Source organism: Arthrobacter crystallopoietes, from assembly GCF_002849715.1.
GTDB lineage: Bacteria > Actinomycetota > Actinomycetes > Actinomycetales > Micrococcaceae > Crystallibacter > Crystallibacter crystallopoietes.
Genome location: NZ_CP018863.1, coordinates 4272561 through 4291568, shown reverse-complemented (window position 1 = coordinate 4291568; position 19008 = coordinate 4272561). Strand labels below are relative to the sequence as shown.

The 19008-nt window shown below is 58.3% G+C and carries 12 protein-coding genes; 4 read left to right on the top strand and 8 right to left on the bottom strand.

Features of this window, described 5'->3' with window-relative positions; translation table 11 throughout:
- Positions 1 to 17: 17 nt before the first annotated feature.
- Complete coding sequence (locus AC20117_RS19715) at positions 18 to 1982, bottom strand: acyltransferase family protein (RefSeq protein WP_236777619.1); 1965 nt, start codon at positions 1980 to 1982, stop codon at positions 18 to 20.
- Positions 1983 to 2140: 158 nt separating this feature from the next.
- Positions 2141 to 3304 (bottom strand): CDP-glycerol glycerophosphotransferase family protein, encoded by a 1164-nt coding sequence (locus tag AC20117_RS19710; protein WP_074703379.1) that lies wholly within the window; start codon positions 3302 to 3304, stop codon positions 2141 to 2143.
- A 191-nt stretch (positions 3305 to 3495) separates the two neighbouring features.
- Between AC20117_RS19710 and AC20117_RS19705 the strand changes: the two genes are divergently transcribed.
- Genes AC20117_RS19705 through AC20117_RS19695 form a run of 3 tightly spaced genes read left to right on the top strand, consistent with a single transcriptional unit; the run spans position 3496 to position 9965 of the window.
- Entirely contained in the window at positions 3496 to 5022 is a 1527-nt protein-coding gene (locus AC20117_RS19705; RefSeq protein WP_074702118.1) for a stealth family protein, read from the top strand.
- Positions 5022 to 8468 (top strand): CDP-glycerol glycerophosphotransferase family protein, encoded by a 3447-nt coding sequence (locus tag AC20117_RS19700; RefSeq protein ID WP_083339845.1) that lies wholly within the window; start codon positions 5022 to 5024, stop codon positions 8466 to 8468. The genes AC20117_RS19705 and AC20117_RS19700 overlap by 1 nt, the downstream gene beginning before the upstream one ends.
- A gap of 42 nt (positions 8469 to 8510) precedes the next feature.
- Positions 8511 to 9965 (top strand): glycosyltransferase family 2 protein, encoded by a 1455-nt coding sequence (locus tag AC20117_RS19695; protein ID WP_074702119.1) that lies wholly within the window; start codon positions 8511 to 8513, stop codon positions 9963 to 9965.
- Here AC20117_RS19695 and AC20117_RS19690 read toward each other — a convergent pair.
- The 4 genes from AC20117_RS19690 to AC20117_RS19675 form a co-directional block, all read right to left on the bottom strand.
- Complete coding sequence (locus tag AC20117_RS19690; RefSeq protein WP_236777379.1) at positions 9962 to 12634, bottom strand: GH25 family lysozyme; 2673 nt, start codon at positions 12632 to 12634, stop codon at positions 9962 to 9964. The two genes, AC20117_RS19695 and AC20117_RS19690, sit on opposite strands and share 4 nt — an antisense overlap.
- Before the next feature lie 401 nt (positions 12635 to 13035).
- Complete coding sequence (locus AC20117_RS19685; protein ID WP_074702121.1) at positions 13036 to 14346, bottom strand: TRAP transporter large permease; 1311 nt, start codon at positions 14344 to 14346, stop codon at positions 13036 to 13038.
- 8 nt (positions 14347 to 14354) lie between these two features.
- Entirely contained in the window at positions 14355 to 14861 is a 507-nt protein-coding gene (locus tag AC20117_RS19680; RefSeq protein WP_074702122.1) for a TRAP transporter small permease, read from the bottom strand.
- A 33-nt stretch (positions 14862 to 14894) separates the two neighbouring features.
- Entirely contained in the window at positions 14895 to 15911 is a 1017-nt protein-coding gene (locus AC20117_RS19675) for a TRAP transporter substrate-binding protein (protein ID WP_074702124.1), read from the bottom strand.
- A 290-nt stretch (positions 15912 to 16201) separates the two neighbouring features.
- On the opposite strand from AC20117_RS19675, the gene AC20117_RS19670 reads away from it, so the two are divergent.
- The gene (locus AC20117_RS19670; RefSeq protein ID WP_101632652.1) at positions 16202 to 17212 is read left to right on the top strand and encodes a LacI family DNA-binding transcriptional regulator; all 1011 of its coding nucleotides are present in this window, start codon (positions 16202 to 16204) and stop codon (positions 17210 to 17212) included.
- Here AC20117_RS19670 and AC20117_RS19665 read toward each other — a convergent pair.
- Positions 17209 to 17718: a gluconokinase gene (locus AC20117_RS19665; RefSeq protein WP_335644455.1), complete on the bottom strand. Its 510-nt coding sequence runs from the start codon at positions 17716 to 17718 to the stop codon at positions 17209 to 17211. The genes AC20117_RS19670 and AC20117_RS19665 overlap by 4 nt on opposite strands.
- A complete protein-coding gene (manD, locus tag AC20117_RS19660; RefSeq protein ID WP_074702126.1) occupies positions 17715 to 18944 on the bottom strand; it encodes a D-mannonate dehydratase ManD in 1230 nt (409 codons plus the stop codon). The genes AC20117_RS19665 and manD overlap by 4 nt, the downstream gene beginning before the upstream one ends.
- Positions 18945 to 19008: the final 64 nt, after the last annotated feature.

Below are 19008 nucleotides of genomic sequence, written 5' to 3'. Positions count from 1 at the left end.
GAGGCAGCACGGGCCGATTAGTCTCGGAGTAGTTTCTGCAGAGCCTGGTCCAGATATGGTGCAAGAGTCTTCGCATATGTTGCCGTAATGTGGGATCCGTCGAAAAACGTGACTACGGACCCGATCGCGGCATGGCACACGCCGTCCTCGCAGAAATACTGGTCCATGTTGACGGTTTTAATATTTGGCAAGGAAAGCTCATTCGCAGCCTCCTCCAGTGGGTCCATCCAATACCAATCTTCTGGGGTGCCTGCGCAGGCTCCCGGATTACCCGGATTCTCCGCTAGACAATCAGGAATCGAGCCGCCTGGGAACAACGGATCCTTTATGACAACCACATTCGTGTCTGCCTCCGCCCATCTGGACAGGTAGGACTTGTAACCGGCGACTGCAGGGGCTTCCGTTGTTTCCCAAGTCTCGCCTTGGACAGGTACGGATTGTCTCTCCGACGTAATGACGAGGTCGAACTTATCGCCCTTGGTTTGCTCCATCACCCAGTCACCGTAGGCAAGGCAGTTGTCGGTTTTTTCCTGGGTGTCCAACTCCAGAGGCGCGTCCGTGGGATTGCAACGTGAGACCAGGAACGTTGAAATTGTCCAGTCATTGCGTTCTGCCAGTTTCTGGAGAGTGGGGAGCCAGTGGCCTGCATGGGAATTTCCCACTAGTGCCACCTTCTTCTCGCCGCTGCCGTAGGTACAGATGGGCCGTTCCGTGAACGGCGCGTTAGACCAGCAGCCATCGGCATAGGCGTCCGACCTGTCATCCTTCGCCAGTTCCGGTTCTGGAACTAGCGCGGCGGTCGGATCCGGCTCGCAGACGTCGAACCCCTTGGCGATGGCGGCCGCACCGAGACAGGGGTCGCCGCTCGTCTCTACGGCCAACAGCCGTTGCTCCGCCTGATGCGAGCGATAGTTGACCTCCGCAAGCTGCGCGGCGCCCAACACAGTCATCATGATCATTCCTGCTGCCGCAAACCGGAAAGTCGGCATGAGACCTTGTGCCGACTTTGTGAAACGGAATTTGTCTTCGATAAACGTCTTGCTGAGCGCGGCCAGCACCAAGGTAACCACGATGATCACGGCCTTATCCAGCCACCCGAGTTCACCGCCGCTAACATATGGCACCAAAATGATAAGAGGCCAATGCCAAAGGTAGACGGAGTACGAAATCCCACCCAGCCATTGCACCGGTGTCCAACGGAAGAATAGCGTGGGGGAGAAGCTGCTGCTGGTACCTGCGAGAATGACTAAAGCAGTACCGAGGACAGGAACAAGCGCTGCAGAACCGGGGAATGGAGTGGCATTCGTGTAGGTTACGCTGGCCAGCACAATCGCAAGTATCCCGGCCCAAGCCAGTACCGCGTTAGTCTGCGCATTCAAACGGGTTGCAGCCAGTGGAGCGACGGAACCGACGAGACCACCGATGGCGAGCTCCCACATTCTCGTAGGGGTGATGAAGTAGGCACCGCCTGGTTCGGCCGTCGTTGCCAGCACTGAGACGCCGAGGGAAACGACAACGACGGCGGCAATCGCGTATCGAACTAAAACACCTGCCCTTAGCCGACGTTTGGCTGCAACCCAGAAAGCGGCCATGATGACGAGCGGCCAAACCAAATAGAATTGTTCTTCAACTGCCAATGACCAGAAGTGTTGAGTTGGCGTTGGATCAATGCCTTCCGCCATGTAGTCGACTGAACTACTCGCGAGGACCCAGTTTTGGACGTACAGGGCAGAAGCGATGATTTCCTTGGCGATGCCTTCCCATTGTGTGGGAGCGGCAACCAAGCGCGTTGCAACTGCGGTAGCTGCAAGGACGGCAAAAGAAGCGGGAAGCAACCTTCTGATCCTACGCCCGTAGAACTGGGCCATTTCCCTGCCCGTTAGCGGGGGTTTCCGGATCAGATGCGAGGTAATAAGGAAACCGGAGATGACGAAGAAAACGTCTACGCCCACATAGCCGCCTGTGAGCTGCTCGGGCCACAGGTGGTACGTGACAACCAGAGAGACGGCGAGAGCTCTCAGCCCTTGGATATCCGGGCGAAATCCGCTGTTCTTGGCTGCTGCAGGTACGTTTTCCCTAATAGTTCTTCCTCCTTGAAGGCCGCAAGCTCGGCGACTGGAACGGCAGATGGTGAACTATTTTACAAGCTTGGCTCCTGCATTGCTCTATCAACGGCCAGGAGGAAACGCTGAGTGCTTGCACCGCGGTCCGTCTCTCCGAAGTGATGCCTGATCAAGTCGAACTGCTCGGCACTTATGGGACGGGACAGTAGTTCGTCCAGAATGGAGGGCGACCGCTCCGCGTCGGCCGCTTCCAGCACAGGTACGACGCTCGTGATTCCCTTGGGGTCGACAACGGCCGCCGGTTCGACGGGCTTGGCAATCAGCAAGGGTTTACCACTCGGGAGCCAGTCCATGGCCATCGCCGAGATGTCACAGATGCAGATATCAGCTTTCGCCATCGCGCCTCTGAAATCGTGATTGTGGTCACGGTAGTGCACGGCATCCGGAGACTTCTTCACTGCCGAGGCGATCAACGAATCGATCAGTTTTACAGATTCGCCATGTGCACGAAGACGCACGCCCGTACGCGGATGAGGCCGGAAAATCAGGCGGTAACGGGGATCGGCAAGGAGCGCGCGAACAAGGGCAGGGCCATGAGACGCTGCGGAACCGTAGGCCATAGCATCACGGTCGCCCTCCCATGTAGGGGCATACAGCACTGTGACCCGGCCGTCGTCGTTATTAGGTGCGTTGTCTACAGCGTCGTCGAGTTGTGGGCGGCCAATTTCAACGAGCTTAGTGGGATCCAAACGGGGGACGTTGGCGAGTATGCGTTGCCTGGATGCCTCACCGGCAATGAACGCGAAGTCGTAAGCCTTAAGCTGGTTGGAGGCCATCGAGACCTTGTCGCTCTCCCCGTGGCTCAGGTGAATATGTACAGGTCCCGTCAGCCGCAGGACCGTGAAGTTGGCCTGGTTGTTGTTGACGTAAAACACGGCTCGTACTTCATGGGTGCTGACGAACTGTTCAACTTCGTTGATGCCGCTCGTCAAGTAAACCGGCAGAGGACAGTCCTCCATGATGGCCGCGGCAGTTGTCGCCTTGTGAACCAACACGGCGACCGGGTGCCGTTCGGACAGCTTGAGCATCGGACCGAACCACTGCCGAATCTGATAAGCGCTTGAGGGATCATCTGCAAAATACAGAACGGCTTCGTAACGTGCTGGTGTAGTCGGGTTTCGGGCACTCAGCTGTCGACGCACCCTCTTATCCAAGAAGAGGTTGCCGGCGCTGTCGGCCATGAGCTTCAAACCCCTACGGGCTTTGACAGTGAGTGACACAGAGTCTCCTGTTAGAGGATCGGGAAGGATCGAGTGTATTGAAGCAGTCAAGGGGAGCGTCTGCAGAATTCAGAATCAGTTCAGATTTCTGTTGGTAAACTGTAACGAATCTTGGGCGGCCCATGGGGTCTATTGTGCTTTGGAAGGAATTAATGATCGCAGGACTGCGTGGAGCCATTGCACGGAACTTGCCGCAGCCCGTCGTCCAGACCGTTTTCGACGTGTTCCACGGCAGGACACAGCTGCAGACTTCATTGCGCTCTTCTATCGCCCGTTTCCTTGCCCGCGCCGCGTTGGCAGGCATGACGGGACACGTGAGTGCCGTGGTGTCTGATGGATCAGTTTTCCTAACACGGACCGTCGAGCGGTTTTCAGCCGTTGAAGCCGTCAGGGCAAACCTTGACCTGGCCCAGCTATCGGCCGACGTGGCCGGAATCGATTATCGAGTCGAACAGCCCAACCCAAACAAGCCAGCCTCCCTGGTGATCGACGACGGGCAGTGGGCAGAGCTGTTGCGTGCTCTCAAGGACGTCTCCGTTGGCCGGGCGGTGTATGCCAAAGTAGGTGACAGCGCCCCCATGCTGCTTAGCGATTTCGACCAACTAGATGTGGCTCAGGTAACCGTGTTTGAGCCGCAGTCAACTGACGGCCTTCTGCTGGCCGGAAGCGAACTTGGTTGCGAGATCATAGCGAAGCCGGGACGAACTGCCTGTGTGGCTGTAACTGAACTGCTGGAGCCAATCGACGTTGTCTATACTTGGGTCGACGGCGGGGATCCTGAGTGGCAGGCGCGAAAGGCCGAGGCACTGTCCCGGATGCAGCCTGGCGGACTGAATGAATTTTCCGCCAACGATGAGCGCTATCGATCACACGATGAACTGCGTTATTCGCTCCGGTCGTTGGATTATTTTGCACCGTGGATCAACCACGTCTACCTGGTGACAGCGGAACAGATTCCGGAATGGCTCGCCACCTCTAATCCACGCATAACAGTGGTGGATCATCAGGAAATTTTCCCAGACGGCGCGCTGCCTACATTCAATTCGCATGCAATTGAAGCTCGGCTGCATCATATCCCGGGGCTGAGCGAACATTTCCTCTACCTGAACGATGACGTGTTCTTCGGCCGGCAGGTGCAGCCGGAATTGTTTTTTGAGGGCAGCGGGCTCAGCCGGTTCTTCCTCTCTGAACAACAAGTTGATGAAGACCCGCCCAACTCTGCCGATCTCCCGGTTGACAGCGCGGCCAAACAAAACCGAGCGCTGATTGAGCAACGCTTCGGTCGCACAGTTCGATTCAAGTTCAAGCACGCTGCTCATTCCGAACGAGTAAGCACTTTGCGGCAAGTGGAGCAGGATTTCCCGGCAAAGCATGCGGAAACGTCCCGGTCACAGTTCCGGAGTCCGTCGGATATCTCCATTCCGTCCTCGCTGGCCCACTATTACGGGTACATGATTGGCGCGGCGGTACCGGGCAATCTGAAGTACCGCTATTGCGATATAGGGGATGGCTCCGCTCAAGCGAAGCTGCTTCGGCTTTTGAGAGACCGTGATGCCGATGTTTTCTGTCTCAATGAAATCGGTGGTTCCCCCATCGACCGTGCCTCGCAGGATCAACTCGTGCAGCAGTTCCTGCGTGCCTATTTTCCCGTCCCCAGTTCCTTCGAACTAGGAGAGTAATGTCCGATCCGAAATCTGCGTTTTCTAAAGCTCGGTCGAAGGCGGAGCGTCTTCTTGATCCTGGTTCTGGATCGGCGCGGCAAGAACTGCGTGAACTCGCCATTTCACAAGACGGTCCGGTACTCACTTCAGAATTTGCTTTGAGCCATGGGCTCACTCCGATTGCGCTCTGGACGTTGCATGCCAACGAGTCCTGGATCAGGTTGGCTGATGCGGAAACCACTGGAAAGCTGGCACGGGCGGGATACCGGTCCTTTACCGCTTCCGTCGATCTACAACGGTTGGCCGCAGGCCTGGCTCGTCAGATAGACACGGCACAGATTTCTCGTGAACTGGGTGCAGATCCGGATGGATTGTTTCCCCTGTTCCTGGAGATATCGTGCTCTGCGATCGATATTCCGCGATACAGCCGGCACATCATTGTGGTCGGCGGGGACGAAGTAGGGATGTCCTTCGCGGAATTTCGCGAAGGATTAGAGTCAGGCGCGGTGGAGCCGGATGCAGCGTGCACAGCGCGAGTGGCCTTCGGCCGCTTCTTGCGTACCGAGGTCGGCTTGCTACAAGCAGTCGCTGCTGCAGACAATTCAATCGTCGGTTATGTCAATCGCAAGGGCTTCTTAACTCTTGCCCTCAACCGGGTTCTAAAACCGTATAACGCCGTTTACGTTAAGCGTTTGTCTGTTGCCGGTGGATACATCCGGCTTTCCGGCAGGCTTCTGGCACGTCATGGCAGTCCGAAGAAAGCGGAACTGGTACTCGTCGGCAGGGAAAGCGGTCTGCGTTATGTTGCCGCCACTAGTATCAAGCTGGACGAAAAGCGTACTGCCAAGCGTTTTGGCTTGCGCGAGTATTTGCTTCGGGCCCGACTGGACCTCCGGACTTTTCCAAACGAACAACTATCCGCAGACAGTACGCTTGATGCATGGCTGGAAGTCCACGAGGGCGGTGCCCAGGATCCCCATCGTGTGCGGGTGGGCAGGACCAAATACGTAGTTCGGAAAATGTCCCGGGCCGGCTGGCAACATCGTGGCGACAAGACCTTGTGCATTACCCCGTACTACACCTTCAAGGCCAAGAAGACGTCTTTCCATGTAGAACTGCTGGATACTGAGGCCTTCGAATACCTGCAGAAGAAGACACGGCTGCCTCTATCCAAGAGGACACAAAGTAAGCCTGTGTGGTTGGTGGGGGAGCGCCCCTATAAGGCGCAGGACACGGGCCTGCACTTCTTTCGGTACCTGCGCGAGCATAAGCCAGAAATAGATGCATACTATGTGATCGATCCTGCCTCGCCCGAAGCTCGGAACCTGGACGGATTGGGCAATATCGTTGCATACCGGTCCAAACGCCATTTTGAACTTGCCTTGCAAGCGGAACGGTTCATCGGCTCGCATCATCCGGACTTCCTCTACCCGACGTGGCTTCCACAGTTCCGCAGGGCAGTGAACGGTGTCAAAGTCTTTCTGCAGCACGGGGTCATGGGTACCAAGTGGATGGTTCCCAATTATGGAAAGAAGGCGCCTGGATTCGACACTGATGTCTTCGTCGTCAGTTCTGAACGCGAGAAGGAATACATCGTCGGCGACTTCGGATACGCCGACAAGGACGTGGTCGTCACCGGCCTGTCTCGCTTCGACGCACTGTTCGCCGGAGATGTTGAGGTCAAGCCCAAACAGCTCCTCGTCATCCCGACCTGGCGGGACTGGCTGCAAGATCCATCAGTTTTTACCGAGTCGGAGTACTTCCAGGCATGGAATGAACTGCTGCATGATCCGCGACTGCAGGAACTAGTGGAGCGGTTTGGCGCCGAGATCATTTTCTGCTTGCATCCGAACATGCAACAGTTCCGCCACCACTTCGAAGGTGTTCCGGCGCGAGTCATTTCTCAAGGCGAAGTGGATGTCCAACACCTGCTTAAGCAAAGCGCAGTAATGGTCACCGACTACTCCAGCGTGGGCTTTGATTTCAGTTTTCTGCAGAAACCGGTCCATTACTACCAATTCGATAGGGAGCGCTTCCTTGGCCCGAGAGGGCCGCACCTCGATCTCGATGCCGAGCTGCCCGGGCGCATATCATTTGATCTTGACTCCCTGATGGCTGGGCTAGTCGAAACCTTCGCATCCGGATGCCCGATGCCGGAGGAGTACGTGGGGCGTGCTCGACGTTTCCTAAAATATCGCGATCAGAACAATTGCAGTCGAATCTTCGATGCAGTCACGGAAGCCCAGCCGAGCGGATCCCGGCTGCGAAAATTCATTGACCCCGAATTCGGGGAAAGGGTGTTTGGCCGCTTTCGACGAAGCCGGTTTTATTTCCCGGCCATGCGCCAATTCTACAAATTCGTGCTGCGCACGCCGATGGATGAGAATCTCCTCGTTTTTGAAAGCGGTCTGGGAAAACAGTACGCCGATAGTCCCCGATATATATATGAAGAGCTCTTGAAGCGAAATGATCCACGTACCAAGATCTGGATCTACGGGGGTAAATTGCCGCATGAGGACGCAAACACCCGGGTGGTGAAGCGGCTGTCGCCGGAATACTACTGGTATCTCGGCAAGGCCAAGTACTGGGTCAACAACCAGAACTTCCCGCACTATATACGACGGCGAAAAGATGCCATCATGGTCCAGACCTGGCATGGAACCCCATTGAAGCGCATGCTCCATGACTTGGCCGAGGTGCACGGCCGCGACGAGGATTACCTTCGCAGAGTCAGCAATGCGGTACGGCAGTGGAGTGTGCTGCTTTCTCCAAGTCCATACGCGACCGAAGTCTTTCGCAGCGCCTTTAGATATGATGGGAAAGTACTTGAGGAAGGTTACCCGCGGAACGACGTTCTAGCCGCCGTCGGACAGAACAGCGGTCTGAGCGAACAGGTACGGCGAAAACTGGGTATCCCCGAGAATAAACGGGTAGTGCTGTATGCACCTACGTTCCGCGACTCAGACAGCAGTGGGGCAGGCAAGTTCTCTTTTGAGTTGCCGTTCGACCTGGAGCGCTTCCATAAGAGGTTTGGAGCCGATACAGTTCTGCTGCTCCGCATGCATGTGCTCGTCAGTAATAGAATACAAATCCCGGAAAGCGTTCGGGATACAGTTCTGGATGTCTCGGGCTACCCGGAAATTCAGGAGCTGTACCTGGCCAGTGACATCTTGGTGACTGACTACTCATCAGTGTTCTTCGACTTTTCGCTACTGCGCCGTCCGATCATCTTTTACGCCTACGACCTGGAGCTGTACCGGGACACACTCCGAGGATTTTATCTCGACTACAGCACCGATCTTCCCGGGCCTGTCGTGGAATCCGAGGAGTCTCTGTACCAAGCCATTGACGCGACGTCACATCCGGATCCCGAACGCGAGGCGAAGCACGAATCCTTCGTAGCTAAATTTGCGCCCAAGGACGATGGCCATGCCGCAGAACGCGTCGTCGATCAGCTTTTCTGAGCCATTACAGTTACTAAAACTCCTTCCAGCAAAGGGATACGAATGATCGTTCGGGATCGGGTTGCGGCCCTTCAGCGGCGCATGAAGAGGTTTACCGCCAAACGCAAGGCCCCGCAGGTGTTGCCGGGGGACAGCGGACCCAGCTCAAGCGCGGAAACTGCCAGAGTTTCCGTGGTCATACCGGTCTTCAATGCCATGCCGTACCTGACAGAGATGCTCGATTCCCTAGAGGCGCAAGAGCTGGATCAGGCGCTGTTTGAGGTTATTGCCGTTGATGACGGATCGACTGACGCCAGCGGGAAGCTGCTGGACGAATATGTCAGGAAAAACCCTCACTTCAGGGTTATCCATCAGCCGAACAGTGGTTGGCCCGGCAAGCCTCGGAACGTTGGTATTGCCGCAAGCAAGGCGCCCTATGTCTTCTTTTGCGATGCCGATGACAGGCTGGGGCCGGAGACATTGCGACGTATGGTGGACTACGCCTTTGCCAATGACGTGGATGTCCTGGTGCCCAAGCTTGTTGGGGTCAATGGCCGCCGAGTCCAGGCGTCACTGTTCAAGGTGACGGAAGTGGACGTCGACCGGCGCAGGATTCTCGGGACCCTGTCACCACAAAAGATGATCCGCCGTGAACTGCTGGAAAGCCACGCCATTAGATTCCACGAAGACAAGGTCCGGCTGGAAGACGGCATGGTGATGGCGCGCTGTTACCTGCTCGCCAACAGGGTATCCGTCCTAGCCGACTACGACTATTACTTCATCAGGACGCGCGATGACGGATTGAACATCAGTTCGGAACGCACTGTGCCCGAGGGCTACACCTGGTCGGTAGGAGAAATTGCGCGCATCATCAAGGAAAACGAGCCGGACCCCGGACGGGGCGACCTTATGGTCCTTGACCTTTACCGCCGCAAATGCCTGCGGATCTACGATCCCGAACGCTTCGGAAGGCTGGGACGGTCCATCCGGGGCCGATGGGTTCAGGCACATGCCGACTTCGTAGAACGGTTTGTTCCAAAGGGACTGGAGAGCGAACTGTCTCCCATTTTCCGGCAACGGTCCCAGTTAGTGCGCATGCGTGATCTTGCCGGCCTTGAACGTTTGGCCGACTCGGAGCAGTTGCTTCGGGCGGTGCCACATTCCGCGTCCGTTAGCGTAGGACGCCGCTCGGCGGTCCTGAACTTCCGGATGGAACCTGACAGCAGCTTTGAACGCTTATTCTTGGTCCTTCGAGGCCGTGGGCGAGGCAATGAGGACCGCCTGCTGCTGGAGCCGGATCCACAGGCGGCCGGGAGCTATCTTGGTGTTGTCCCGGAGACTGTATTGGGGGATTACAGCGGAACAATCGTCGATTGTTTCGTGGAGGCTAACGCGAACGGTTTCACAGGACCGCCGCAACGCGTGATGGCCAGCGACGACACGCCCTTGCCGGTTCTGGGGGACGGCATCAAGGCGTATGCCACAGTCCACGGAAACCTGAGTCTGGACCTTCGCTAGTGGTGGAGCGTACCGACCATTCTGCGAGGTAGCACCGCCGCCGCCGTTGTGAACTGCGTGCCGGCATAGAACCACATGGAACCGGCCGGTTCTATGCCGAGCAGATCAACCTTTCGGTCGTCATTGAAGTCACCGGGACCAAGAATCCGATCGAACATGTTCCAACCACCGCGGCCGATCTTTCGTTCTGGACTGAACCAACCGGAGGAGTACGTGCTCCGGCCGGGGAGCAGCCACAGTGTGCCGTCCGGTTTCCTGGCAATGATGTCGCCCGTCCCGTCACCGGTGTAGTCACCGGTCGCCGTCAGATAGCTGTACTGATCCCAACCGGAAGCCACCTGCGTCCGGGAGCCGTGCCGGCCGTTGCCTGGACCGGCATAGAGCCAGACGGTGCCGTCTGGGAGTACCGCCAGAATGTCATTGTTTCCGTCTCGGTTGATGTCGCCTGGACCGAGCAACGAAGAGAACTGATTCCAGCCGCCGGTGCCGATTTTTACCCGACGGTGGTATCCCTCGTCCGATGTGTTCACTTTGCCGGTGCCGGCGTAGAACCATAATGTTCCGTCCTTCTGCCGGGCAACCAAGTCCGCATGACCATCACTGTCGTAGTCCCCGACTCCGATGATGTCGTGGTAAATCTGCCAGCCGTGACCGATGCGAATCCTGCTGCCGTAGCTGCCGTTCCCGTCCCCGGGGATGAACCACAATGTGCCGTCGGCCATCCTGCCGACCAGGTCCGCTTGGCCATCGCCGTTGAAATCGCCCGGGGTAATCATCTGGTTGTAAATTTCCCAACCGGAATTGCGGGTCAGGACGCGGGATTTGTACCCCTCGGGCTCCGCGAACTCTGTGCCCTCGTAAAAACCAAGGCCGCCATCGGCATAAATCCCGAGCAGATCATCCTTGCCATCCCTATTGTTGTCCCAGATGCCCAGGATTTGTGTGAAGGCCTGCCAACCACTTGCCCCAATACGTTGTTCTCTAGAGAACAACGTGCCTAATGCTGGCGCCTGACCCGTGCCAGGGAGGATCCACAGTGACCCGTCCGGCTTCGTTGCAATAACATCGGCGTTGCCGTCACCGCTAAAGTCCTGAGGGGCAATCAGCTGGGCATAGCCCTGCCAGTCATCGGCAATCCGGACTCGCGAGTCAGTCCTGCCGGTGCCCCGTCCCGGATAAACATAAACGATTCCGTCAGGCCGCTTCGTGAGAAGGTCCCTGGGGCCGTCGCCGGTGATATCGCCGACACCTATGACATCACTGAACTGATTCCAACCGCTGGTCCCCACGAGGACACGGGGTTCGAAAGAAGCTCCACCTCTGCCCTTGTAGAACCAAAGGGAGCCGTCGTTGTGGCGAGCCAAAAGGTCGGGGCGCGAATCGCCGTCGTAATTCCCCACGCCGATTAGCGCGTTGTAGATCTGCCAACCACCGCCAACGCGGGTGGCGGAACCATAGCCGCCCGAACCGTCACCGGGGTAGTACCAAAGGGTGCCATCGGTGCGCCGGGAGAGGAGATCGCTTTGCCCGTCCCCGTTGAGGTCTCCTGGGGCTGCGCTGAGGACGGAAGTAGTAACGGTGTCACTGGCGTTCCTGGCAAAGTCGCGCAGCTGTGTCATTGTGCCGTGCCAGACATTCGAGTCACCGACGAACGGACCGCTTGAACTGTACTGCCAGATATCGAAACCGGACCAGCCCGCGGGCAGTCGCGGTTCGGCAAGGGTGTACCCATCCAGGGGGTAATGGGCCACATGGAGCGGATGGTCCTTAAAAGCCGTGCTGCTGCCTGTGCAGTAGTCCCACCAGTCTGCCGTGGTGTAGATGGCGGGTAGCCGTCCGGTGCGGGCCTTGATCGTATTGGAGAAATCCTGGATCCAAGCGACCATCTCGCTCGGGGACATGTTGTAGCAGGTGTTGCCGAGCTCCGGGTAGGGGTTGTATTCGATGTCCAGTAGGGGCGGGAGGGTCTTGCCGTCGGCAGACCAGCCGCCCCCGTTGTTGACCATGTAATCTGCCTGGGCTTTGCCGGAGGAAACGTTCGGGATTGCGAAGTGGTACGAACCGCGGATCATGCCCACGTTGTAGGAGCCGGTGTATTGTTCCGCCCACTCCGGATTCTGATAGGACAGGGCCTCGGTGGTTTTGACGTAGGCGAACCGGGATCCGTAGTTCCACTCGGTGGTCCAGTTGACATCAGGCTGGTGGCTGCTGACGTCGATACCCTGGATCCCATCCGGGCTCCACTTGTTGCGGTTGACCATGGGGACAGACAATGCCTGCACCGAGCCGGTCCGTTCGATCTCCAGGACGTCCAGCTGCTCCTGGAGCTCTTCCTGCTTCTCCGGCTGCCTGAGTTCGGCCTCTCGCTGCTGCCGTTGTGCAAGTCCGTGGCCCATCTGGGCGCCGTGGTCGCCCTGGAGCACTTCGAGCAGTTCCCTCAGCTGCTTTTGAGAGAGTTCTTCTACCGGGACTTCGATATCAGCGTCAATTTCGGGCCGCCCGGTTTGCGCCGGTACAGGCCGCTGACCCTGGGTGGATTCAACGGACGGTAGCGGAGCTGGTTCCTCGCTGACCTCGGGTTCATTAGTTGCCGGCGTTTCCGCTGGATTCGATTCTTTCGGCGTAGTGGCCGTCGGCGAGGGCTGGGGGACTTCCTGAGTCGTGGGCACAGCAGTTGACGTGCTGACCGGAGCGGATGGATTGATCTTTGCCGGCTCAGTTGTGATCACTGATGGCTGCGGCGTTGCGTTAGCGCTGACGGCTGGAGGAAGGACGAACCCCGAAACCGCGAGAGACAAGACGGTCAGGCCGACGATCCCGGTTCCCCGAATCCGCACGGCGGTTGAAGGGGCTTGGAACTGTGGGCGAGGGCGCATAGGTGTACTCCGGTATATCCCCAAGCGACGGGGTATGGCTGCCATGGAGCGCAGCGGTGTGGTCGTCGTCGGTTAAACGGTAACATCCGGTGAATATTGGGGCCATAGTTAATGCTGGTGCCTACGAGGAACGCAGGAGGCCTCCGTCCAATCCTGAACGGAGGCCTCTTGGCACGAAATTCTGGTTCCTTCAGCTATGGGGCTACTAGCCCCAGAACGGTCGGCAGCCACATACTCAGCTGAGGCACGAACACAACGACAAACAGTCCGATGATGAGCGAGATAAAGAACGGCACCAGCCGCTGGATCACCGGCTCGATCCGTAGCCCGGCCACGCGGGCACCGACGAACAGGACGTTTCCAACCGGCGGCGTGATCGTTCCTACGCAGAGGTTGAAGACGATCATGGTTCCGAAGTGGACTGGGTGAATGCCGAATTCCATGACGATCGGCAGGAAGATCGGCGTGAAGATCAGGATTGCCGGGGTGGGGTCCATGAAGGTTCCGACGATGAGCAGGATGATCATCATCAGGATCAGGATGATCGTCGGGTTTTCCGTCAGGCCCAGAATGCTGTCTGAGATCAGATCTGGGATCCGGGCGAAAGACATCAGCCAGGACATCGCGGTGGACACGCCAACCAACAGCATCACGATAGCGGTGGTCTTGGTGGCGTCCAGGAGGATTCCCGGAAGATCCTTGACCCTGATGGTCTTGTAGATGAAACCAAGTGCCAAGCAGTAGACGACGGCGATGGCCGCTGATTCCGTTGGCGTGAAGATTCCTGCGAGGATACCACCGATCACGATGACGATCATCAACAATGACGGCACTGCTTTGAGCAGTGTCTGAATGGCCACCGCAAAGGAGACCTTCTCAGTCGACTTCAGTTCCGGACGTTTGCGGGCGTAGAAATAGACGACGGTCATGCAGGCAAGCGCCCACAGGAGACCTGGGCCGTAGCCGGCGACGAATAGAGCGGCGATGGACGTGCTGCTGACCAGTGAGTAGACAATGAAGGTGTTACTGGGCGGAATGAGCATTCCGGACGGTGCAGAGGCAACGTTCACGGCGGCCGCAAAGCTGCGGTCGTAGCCTTCCTTGGCCTGGCGGGGACCCATAACGGTTCCGACGGCTGCCGCCGCGGCGACCGCGGCCCCACTGACCGACCCGAAAAGAGCGTTGGCAACGATGTTCGTCTGTGCGAGCGATCCGGGTGCGCGTCCCACGAGGACCTTGGCAGCGTCAATGAGGCGGGAGGCGATGCCGCCATTGTTCATCAGTACGCCGGCCAAGATAAAGAACGGGATGGCCAGCAAGGTGAAGGAGTTGATCCCCGCGAACACTTGCTGCGACGTCGTCAAGACTGCACGGTCAAAGCCGAGAACAGCGATGATCGCAGTTACGGTCGAGACACCGATGGCAACGGCGATCGGCACGCTGAGAATGATAAGGACTGCAATCCCGATGAGAAGGATGAGCCCGGCGAGTAGTGCTGTTTCCACGGGCTCTCCTAGATAACGTCCGGATTGTCGTCTTCGGCGATGGCTTCCTCTTCGCCTCGCAGAACGGCAATCGTGTGGTAAATCGCATAGAAAATGATGATCACGCCGGTAATCGGCATCACCAGGTACAAGGGGCCCACGTTTACCGGCAAACCGGTAAGCGCTTGGCTCCAGGCTTGAACGGAGACGCGGTAGCCGCCCCAGATAAGGATCACCGCGGCAAAGACCATGATGACTACCTGGACAAAGACGGCTACCACGCGCTCCGCGCGCTCGGGCAGTTTGCGCACCACGAAATCGACGGCGATATGACCACGCTCGGCGAATACCAGTGCCGCGCCGAACAGGCCCAACCAGACGAACAGATACTGGGCCAGTTCCGAGGTCCATGCGCTGGGGTCTTGTATGACCTGACGCGTAAAGACCTGCCAGACGACCGTCACGACGAGAACGGCGAACAGCACCACGCAGGCGACTGCAAGCAGTTTGTCGAAGAATTTCTTTATGGCATGCATAGCTGTTTTTTCAGTGACTCTCTGAGTAGGGGATTACTCGGCCGCGGCGCGGGTGGCTTGGTACAGGGCCTTGGCGGAGTCGGTGGTCACGTATTCGTCGATGAGCGGCTGCAGGGCCGTGCGGAAGGCTTCCGTATCGACGTCGTTGAACTTGGTGCCGGCGGCTTCAAGCTCCTTGATGGCCGCGTCGGTCTCGGAGAGCCAGAGTTCAGTGTGCTCGGTTACGGCTGCATCCCACTCGGCATCGAAAGCCGCGCGGTCCTCTTCGGACATTTCAGCGAGCACATCGGTGTTGATGACCAGGTAGTCGAGGCCAACAAGGTGATTCGTGTTCGAGAAGTACTCGGCAACCTCATTGTGCTTCTGCGTCAGGTAGGAGATTTCGTTGTTCTCCGCACCATCAAGCACGCCGGACTGCAATGCGGTATAAACCTCGCCGAATGCCATGGGTGTTGCGGAGCCGCCCATGAGCTCGATCATCTTCATATGCACGTCGGACTCCTGGACGCGGACCTTCATGCCCGCGAGGTCCTCGGGGGTGTTGATCGGCTTCTCAGTGTTGTAAACGCTGCGCGTTCCCTGGGTAAAGCCGCCCAGGACAGTGATCTTCTGATCCTCAAGGGAGGAGTAGAGTTCGCCGGTGATTTCCTCGTCGCCGACAACCTTCATCTGGTGCTCGACGTCGTCGAACACCTGGGGCAGGTTAAAGACCCGGAAGTCTTCATTGAGGTTTTCCAGCTGAGTACCGGAGACGATGGCCATCTCCACGGTTCCGTCGCTGACCAGCTGGATGGCTTCCTGCTGCGCACCGAGGGTCTCGTTCGCGTAGACATCGATGTCCCAGCGGCCTTCGGTAGACTCCGACAGCCTTTCCCCGAAGCTGTCCAGGGCGATGTAAGAGGGGTGGGTTTCGGTCTGGTTGAGCGCCAGTCGCATGGTCTTGCCGTCAGCGCCGCCGTCGGCGCTGCCGGAACCGCCACCACAAGCTGTCAGTGCCAACGCCATCGCTGCCACGGACCCCATCACTGCAAAAGCTTTGTTGCCCTTCATGGTTTACCTTTTCCTGCCCGTTGAGGGGGCATTGTGTGCAGCCGCGGAGAATCCGCGGCTTTCCATTTTCATTGCTGCCGGTTCCAGCTGCTGGCCGCAGTGGAATGGCCGCCTCATGCATGCTGCGAATCCGCCCCAATCTGTGCACACGCCTCGTTGTGCGTGCACCGGAATGGCAGGTGGCGCCAAGCATGCGTTCTAATGATTCAGCCAAAAATGGAGCGTGCGCGGCAAGCAGTTGCCATATATTGCCTTGGCCTGCCCGTAAGATGTTCTATAGGAGGACAAGTATGAGTGAAGTTCAGGGGGCGCCGACTATTTACGACGTCGCCCGGGTTGCTGGCGTGTCCTCATCCACGGTTTCGCGGGCCTTTGCTCGGCCTGGCCGGGTGAGCCATGAAACGGCGCAGAAGATTTTTGCGGCTGCGATTGAGCTCGGTTATCGGTCCAAGCCGATGAACGGGTCAGGGCAGCCTGGCGGAACGCGCACATCCATGATCGCGTTGGTCATCGCCGACATCCGGAACCCGGTGTATGCGGAGATGGTCCGCGGCGCCGAAGCGGCGGCAGCCGAAGCCGGCTACACCATGCTCCTTGCACACACCCAGGAATCCGACCGCCGCGAACGCCAGGCGTTAGAGCGGGCCATGTCCACGGTTGACGGGATTGTACTTTCCAGTTCCCGTATGTCGGATTCTGCCATCCGGATGATGGCCAAGCAGAAACCGACGATCGTGATGAACAGGGCAGTGGCGGATGTCGCCAGCGTGGTTACCGATAACGCCAGGGGGATCCGCCGTGCCGCAGAGCACCTGGGCGAACACGGCCACGAAACCATCACCTATCTGGCGGGTCCGGAAGCTTCGTGGGCGGACGGCATGCGTTGGCGGTCCCTGCGGGAGGCTGCTCTGGAGCTTGAACTGAATGTCCGGCGCACGGCACCGGCTCAGCCCACGGTTCGCGGCGGGGAGGACGTGGCCGCCGAATGGCTTCAGCATCGTACGTCAGCAGTAATCGCCTATAACGACCAGATGGCCATTGGCTTCATCCGCGCGCTGCAGCAGCAAGGGTTTAGCGTGCCGGAGGACGTCAGTGTGGTGGGCTTCGACAACAGTTACGGCGCGGATCTGATAACGCCAGCGTTGACGACGATTGCGGCACCGCTATATGCCTTGGGCACAACGGCGGTGAATAACCTGTTGGCGTTCGCCGCTGGGGCGAAGTCCCAATCGGGTCAGCCGGTTGTCCTGCCGACCCGATTGGTTGTGCGTAATTCAACGGCCAGGCGTACCAAGCGTTAGCTGGTCTTTTCCAGCCATAGCTTGGCCGACTGCGCCAACTCTGCCGGTGAAGCGGCGATGTCAAGGACGACGCCGGGTTCCGTCGCATCGAGCGGTTCCAGCGTTTCCAGCTGGGACTCCAGCAAGGAGGGCGGCATAAAATGTCCGCTGCGCGAAGTCATGCGGTCTTCGAGCAGTTTCTGGCTCCCTTGGAGATGAATGAATACTACTGAGGAATCAGCGGCCCGGATAAGGTCCCGGTAGGACTTTTTCAGGGCGCTGCAGGCAATGACCAAGGAGCCGGGCGCCTGTGCAAACGTGGCACCGATCTTTTCGAGCCAAGGCTTGCGGTCGCCATCGTTGAGCGGGAGACCCGACTCCATCTTGTCCACATTAGCCTGCGGATGGAGGGCGTCTCCGTCGGTGAACTCTGCGCCGATATGCTCAGCCAGGAGTTCACCGACGGTGGACTTTCCGGATCCGGAAACACCCATCAGCACCACATGATAGGGGCCCGAGGTTGTCACCAGTCGTGCACCGTGCCGTCGGCGAGACGGTTATACGGCAGGTAGGCCTGCTGGTAGGGGAAGGAAGCCGCGGCTTCTTCGTTCAGCTCGATGCCGAGTCCGGGCTTGTCGCCCGGGTGCAGATAACCGTCGGCAAAGACCATGGACTGCTCAAACACCGTATTGGTCTTCTCGCTGTGCTCCATGTATTCCTGGATACCGAAGTTATGGATAGCCAGCCCGACGTGAGTCTGCGCTGCAAGGCCGACCGGGGAGACATCCGTAGGGCCGTGGAAGCCCGACTTGACCTGGTACTGGGCGGCGAAGTCCATGACCTTCTTCAACGGGGAGATGCCGCCGAAGTGTGTCGAAGCCGCACGGACATAGTCGATCAGCTGTTCTTTGATCAGCGTCTGGAAATCGAAGACCGTGTTGAAGATTTCGCCGATCGCCAGCGGGGTGGTGGTGTGCTGGCGGACCAGCCGGAGCGCTTCCTGGTTCTCAGCGGGGGTGCAATCCTCAAGCCAGAACAGATCGTACGGCTCGAGTGACTTGCCCAGCTTGGCTGCCTGGATCGGGGTCATCCGGTGGTGTCCGTCATGCAGCAACGGCAACTCCGGGCCGAACTCGTTACGGACGGCTTCGAAGACGGTGGGGAGATGGCGCAGGTAGGCCCGGGTGTCCCAATCTTCCTCGGTCGGCTGCGCACCCCGGCCGGCGGGTTCGAAGTCATAGCGCTCACCCGTCGCCTGTGCCTGGGCAGCAACACCGTAGAGTGCTTTGATCCCCGGCACGGACGTCTGCACACGAATGGACTTGTAGCCTTCTTCCAGATGCTGCCGGATGGAGTCGAACAATTCCGGAATGTCGCGGCCGGAGGCATGGCCGTAAGTGCGCAGACCGGTCCTTGAGGCGCCGCCCAGCAGTTGGTAGACCGGCAGCCCGGCAACCTTGCCCTTGATGTCCCACAGCGCCATGTCGACGGCGGCGATTGCGGCCATAGTGACAGGGCCCCGGCGCCAGTAGGAGCTGCGGTAGAGGAACTGCCATGTGTCTTCGATCCGGTGCGGATCCTTGCCGATCAGCAGCTGCGCAACGTGTTCCTTCAAATAAGTTGCCACGGCCAGCTCGCGGCCGTTCAGAGTGGCATCTCCCAGACCGGTAACACCGTCATCCGTGGTGATTTTCAGCGTCACAAAGTTCCGGCTGGGGCTGGTCACAATGACATCAGCAGCAATGATCTTCAAGATAGGCCTTTCAATGATTTCAAATCTTCAAGTAACCGTAGCTATGCCGGAAACCGGGTGGCAA

What these genes read in the sequence shown, in the direction of transcription:
- AC20117_RS19710 (WP_074703379.1), bottom strand. Translation starts at nt 3,304, where the DNA reads ATGGCCGACAGCGCCGGCAACCTCTTCTTGGATAAGAGGGTGCGTCGA.
- AC20117_RS19705 (WP_074702118.1), top strand. Translation starts at nt 3,496, where the DNA reads ATGATCGCAGGACTGCGTGGAGCCATTGCACGGAACTTGCCGCAGCCC.
- AC20117_RS19700 (WP_083339845.1), top strand. Translation starts at nt 5,022, where the DNA reads ATGTCCGATCCGAAATCTGCGTTTTCTAAAGCTCGGTCGAAGGCGGAG.
- AC20117_RS19695 (WP_074702119.1), top strand. Translation starts at nt 8,511, where the DNA reads ATGATCGTTCGGGATCGGGTTGCGGCCCTTCAGCGGCGCATGAAGAGG.
- AC20117_RS19680 (WP_074702122.1), bottom strand. Translation starts at nt 14,861, where the DNA reads ATGCATGCCATAAAGAAATTCTTCGACAAACTGCTTGCAGTCGCCTGC.
- AC20117_RS19675 (WP_074702124.1), bottom strand. Translation starts at nt 15,911, where the DNA reads ATGAAGGGCAACAAAGCTTTTGCAGTGATGGGGTCCGTGGCAGCGATG.
- AC20117_RS19670 (WP_101632652.1), top strand. Translation starts at nt 16,202, where the DNA reads ATGAGTGAAGTTCAGGGGGCGCCGACTATTTACGACGTCGCCCGGGTT.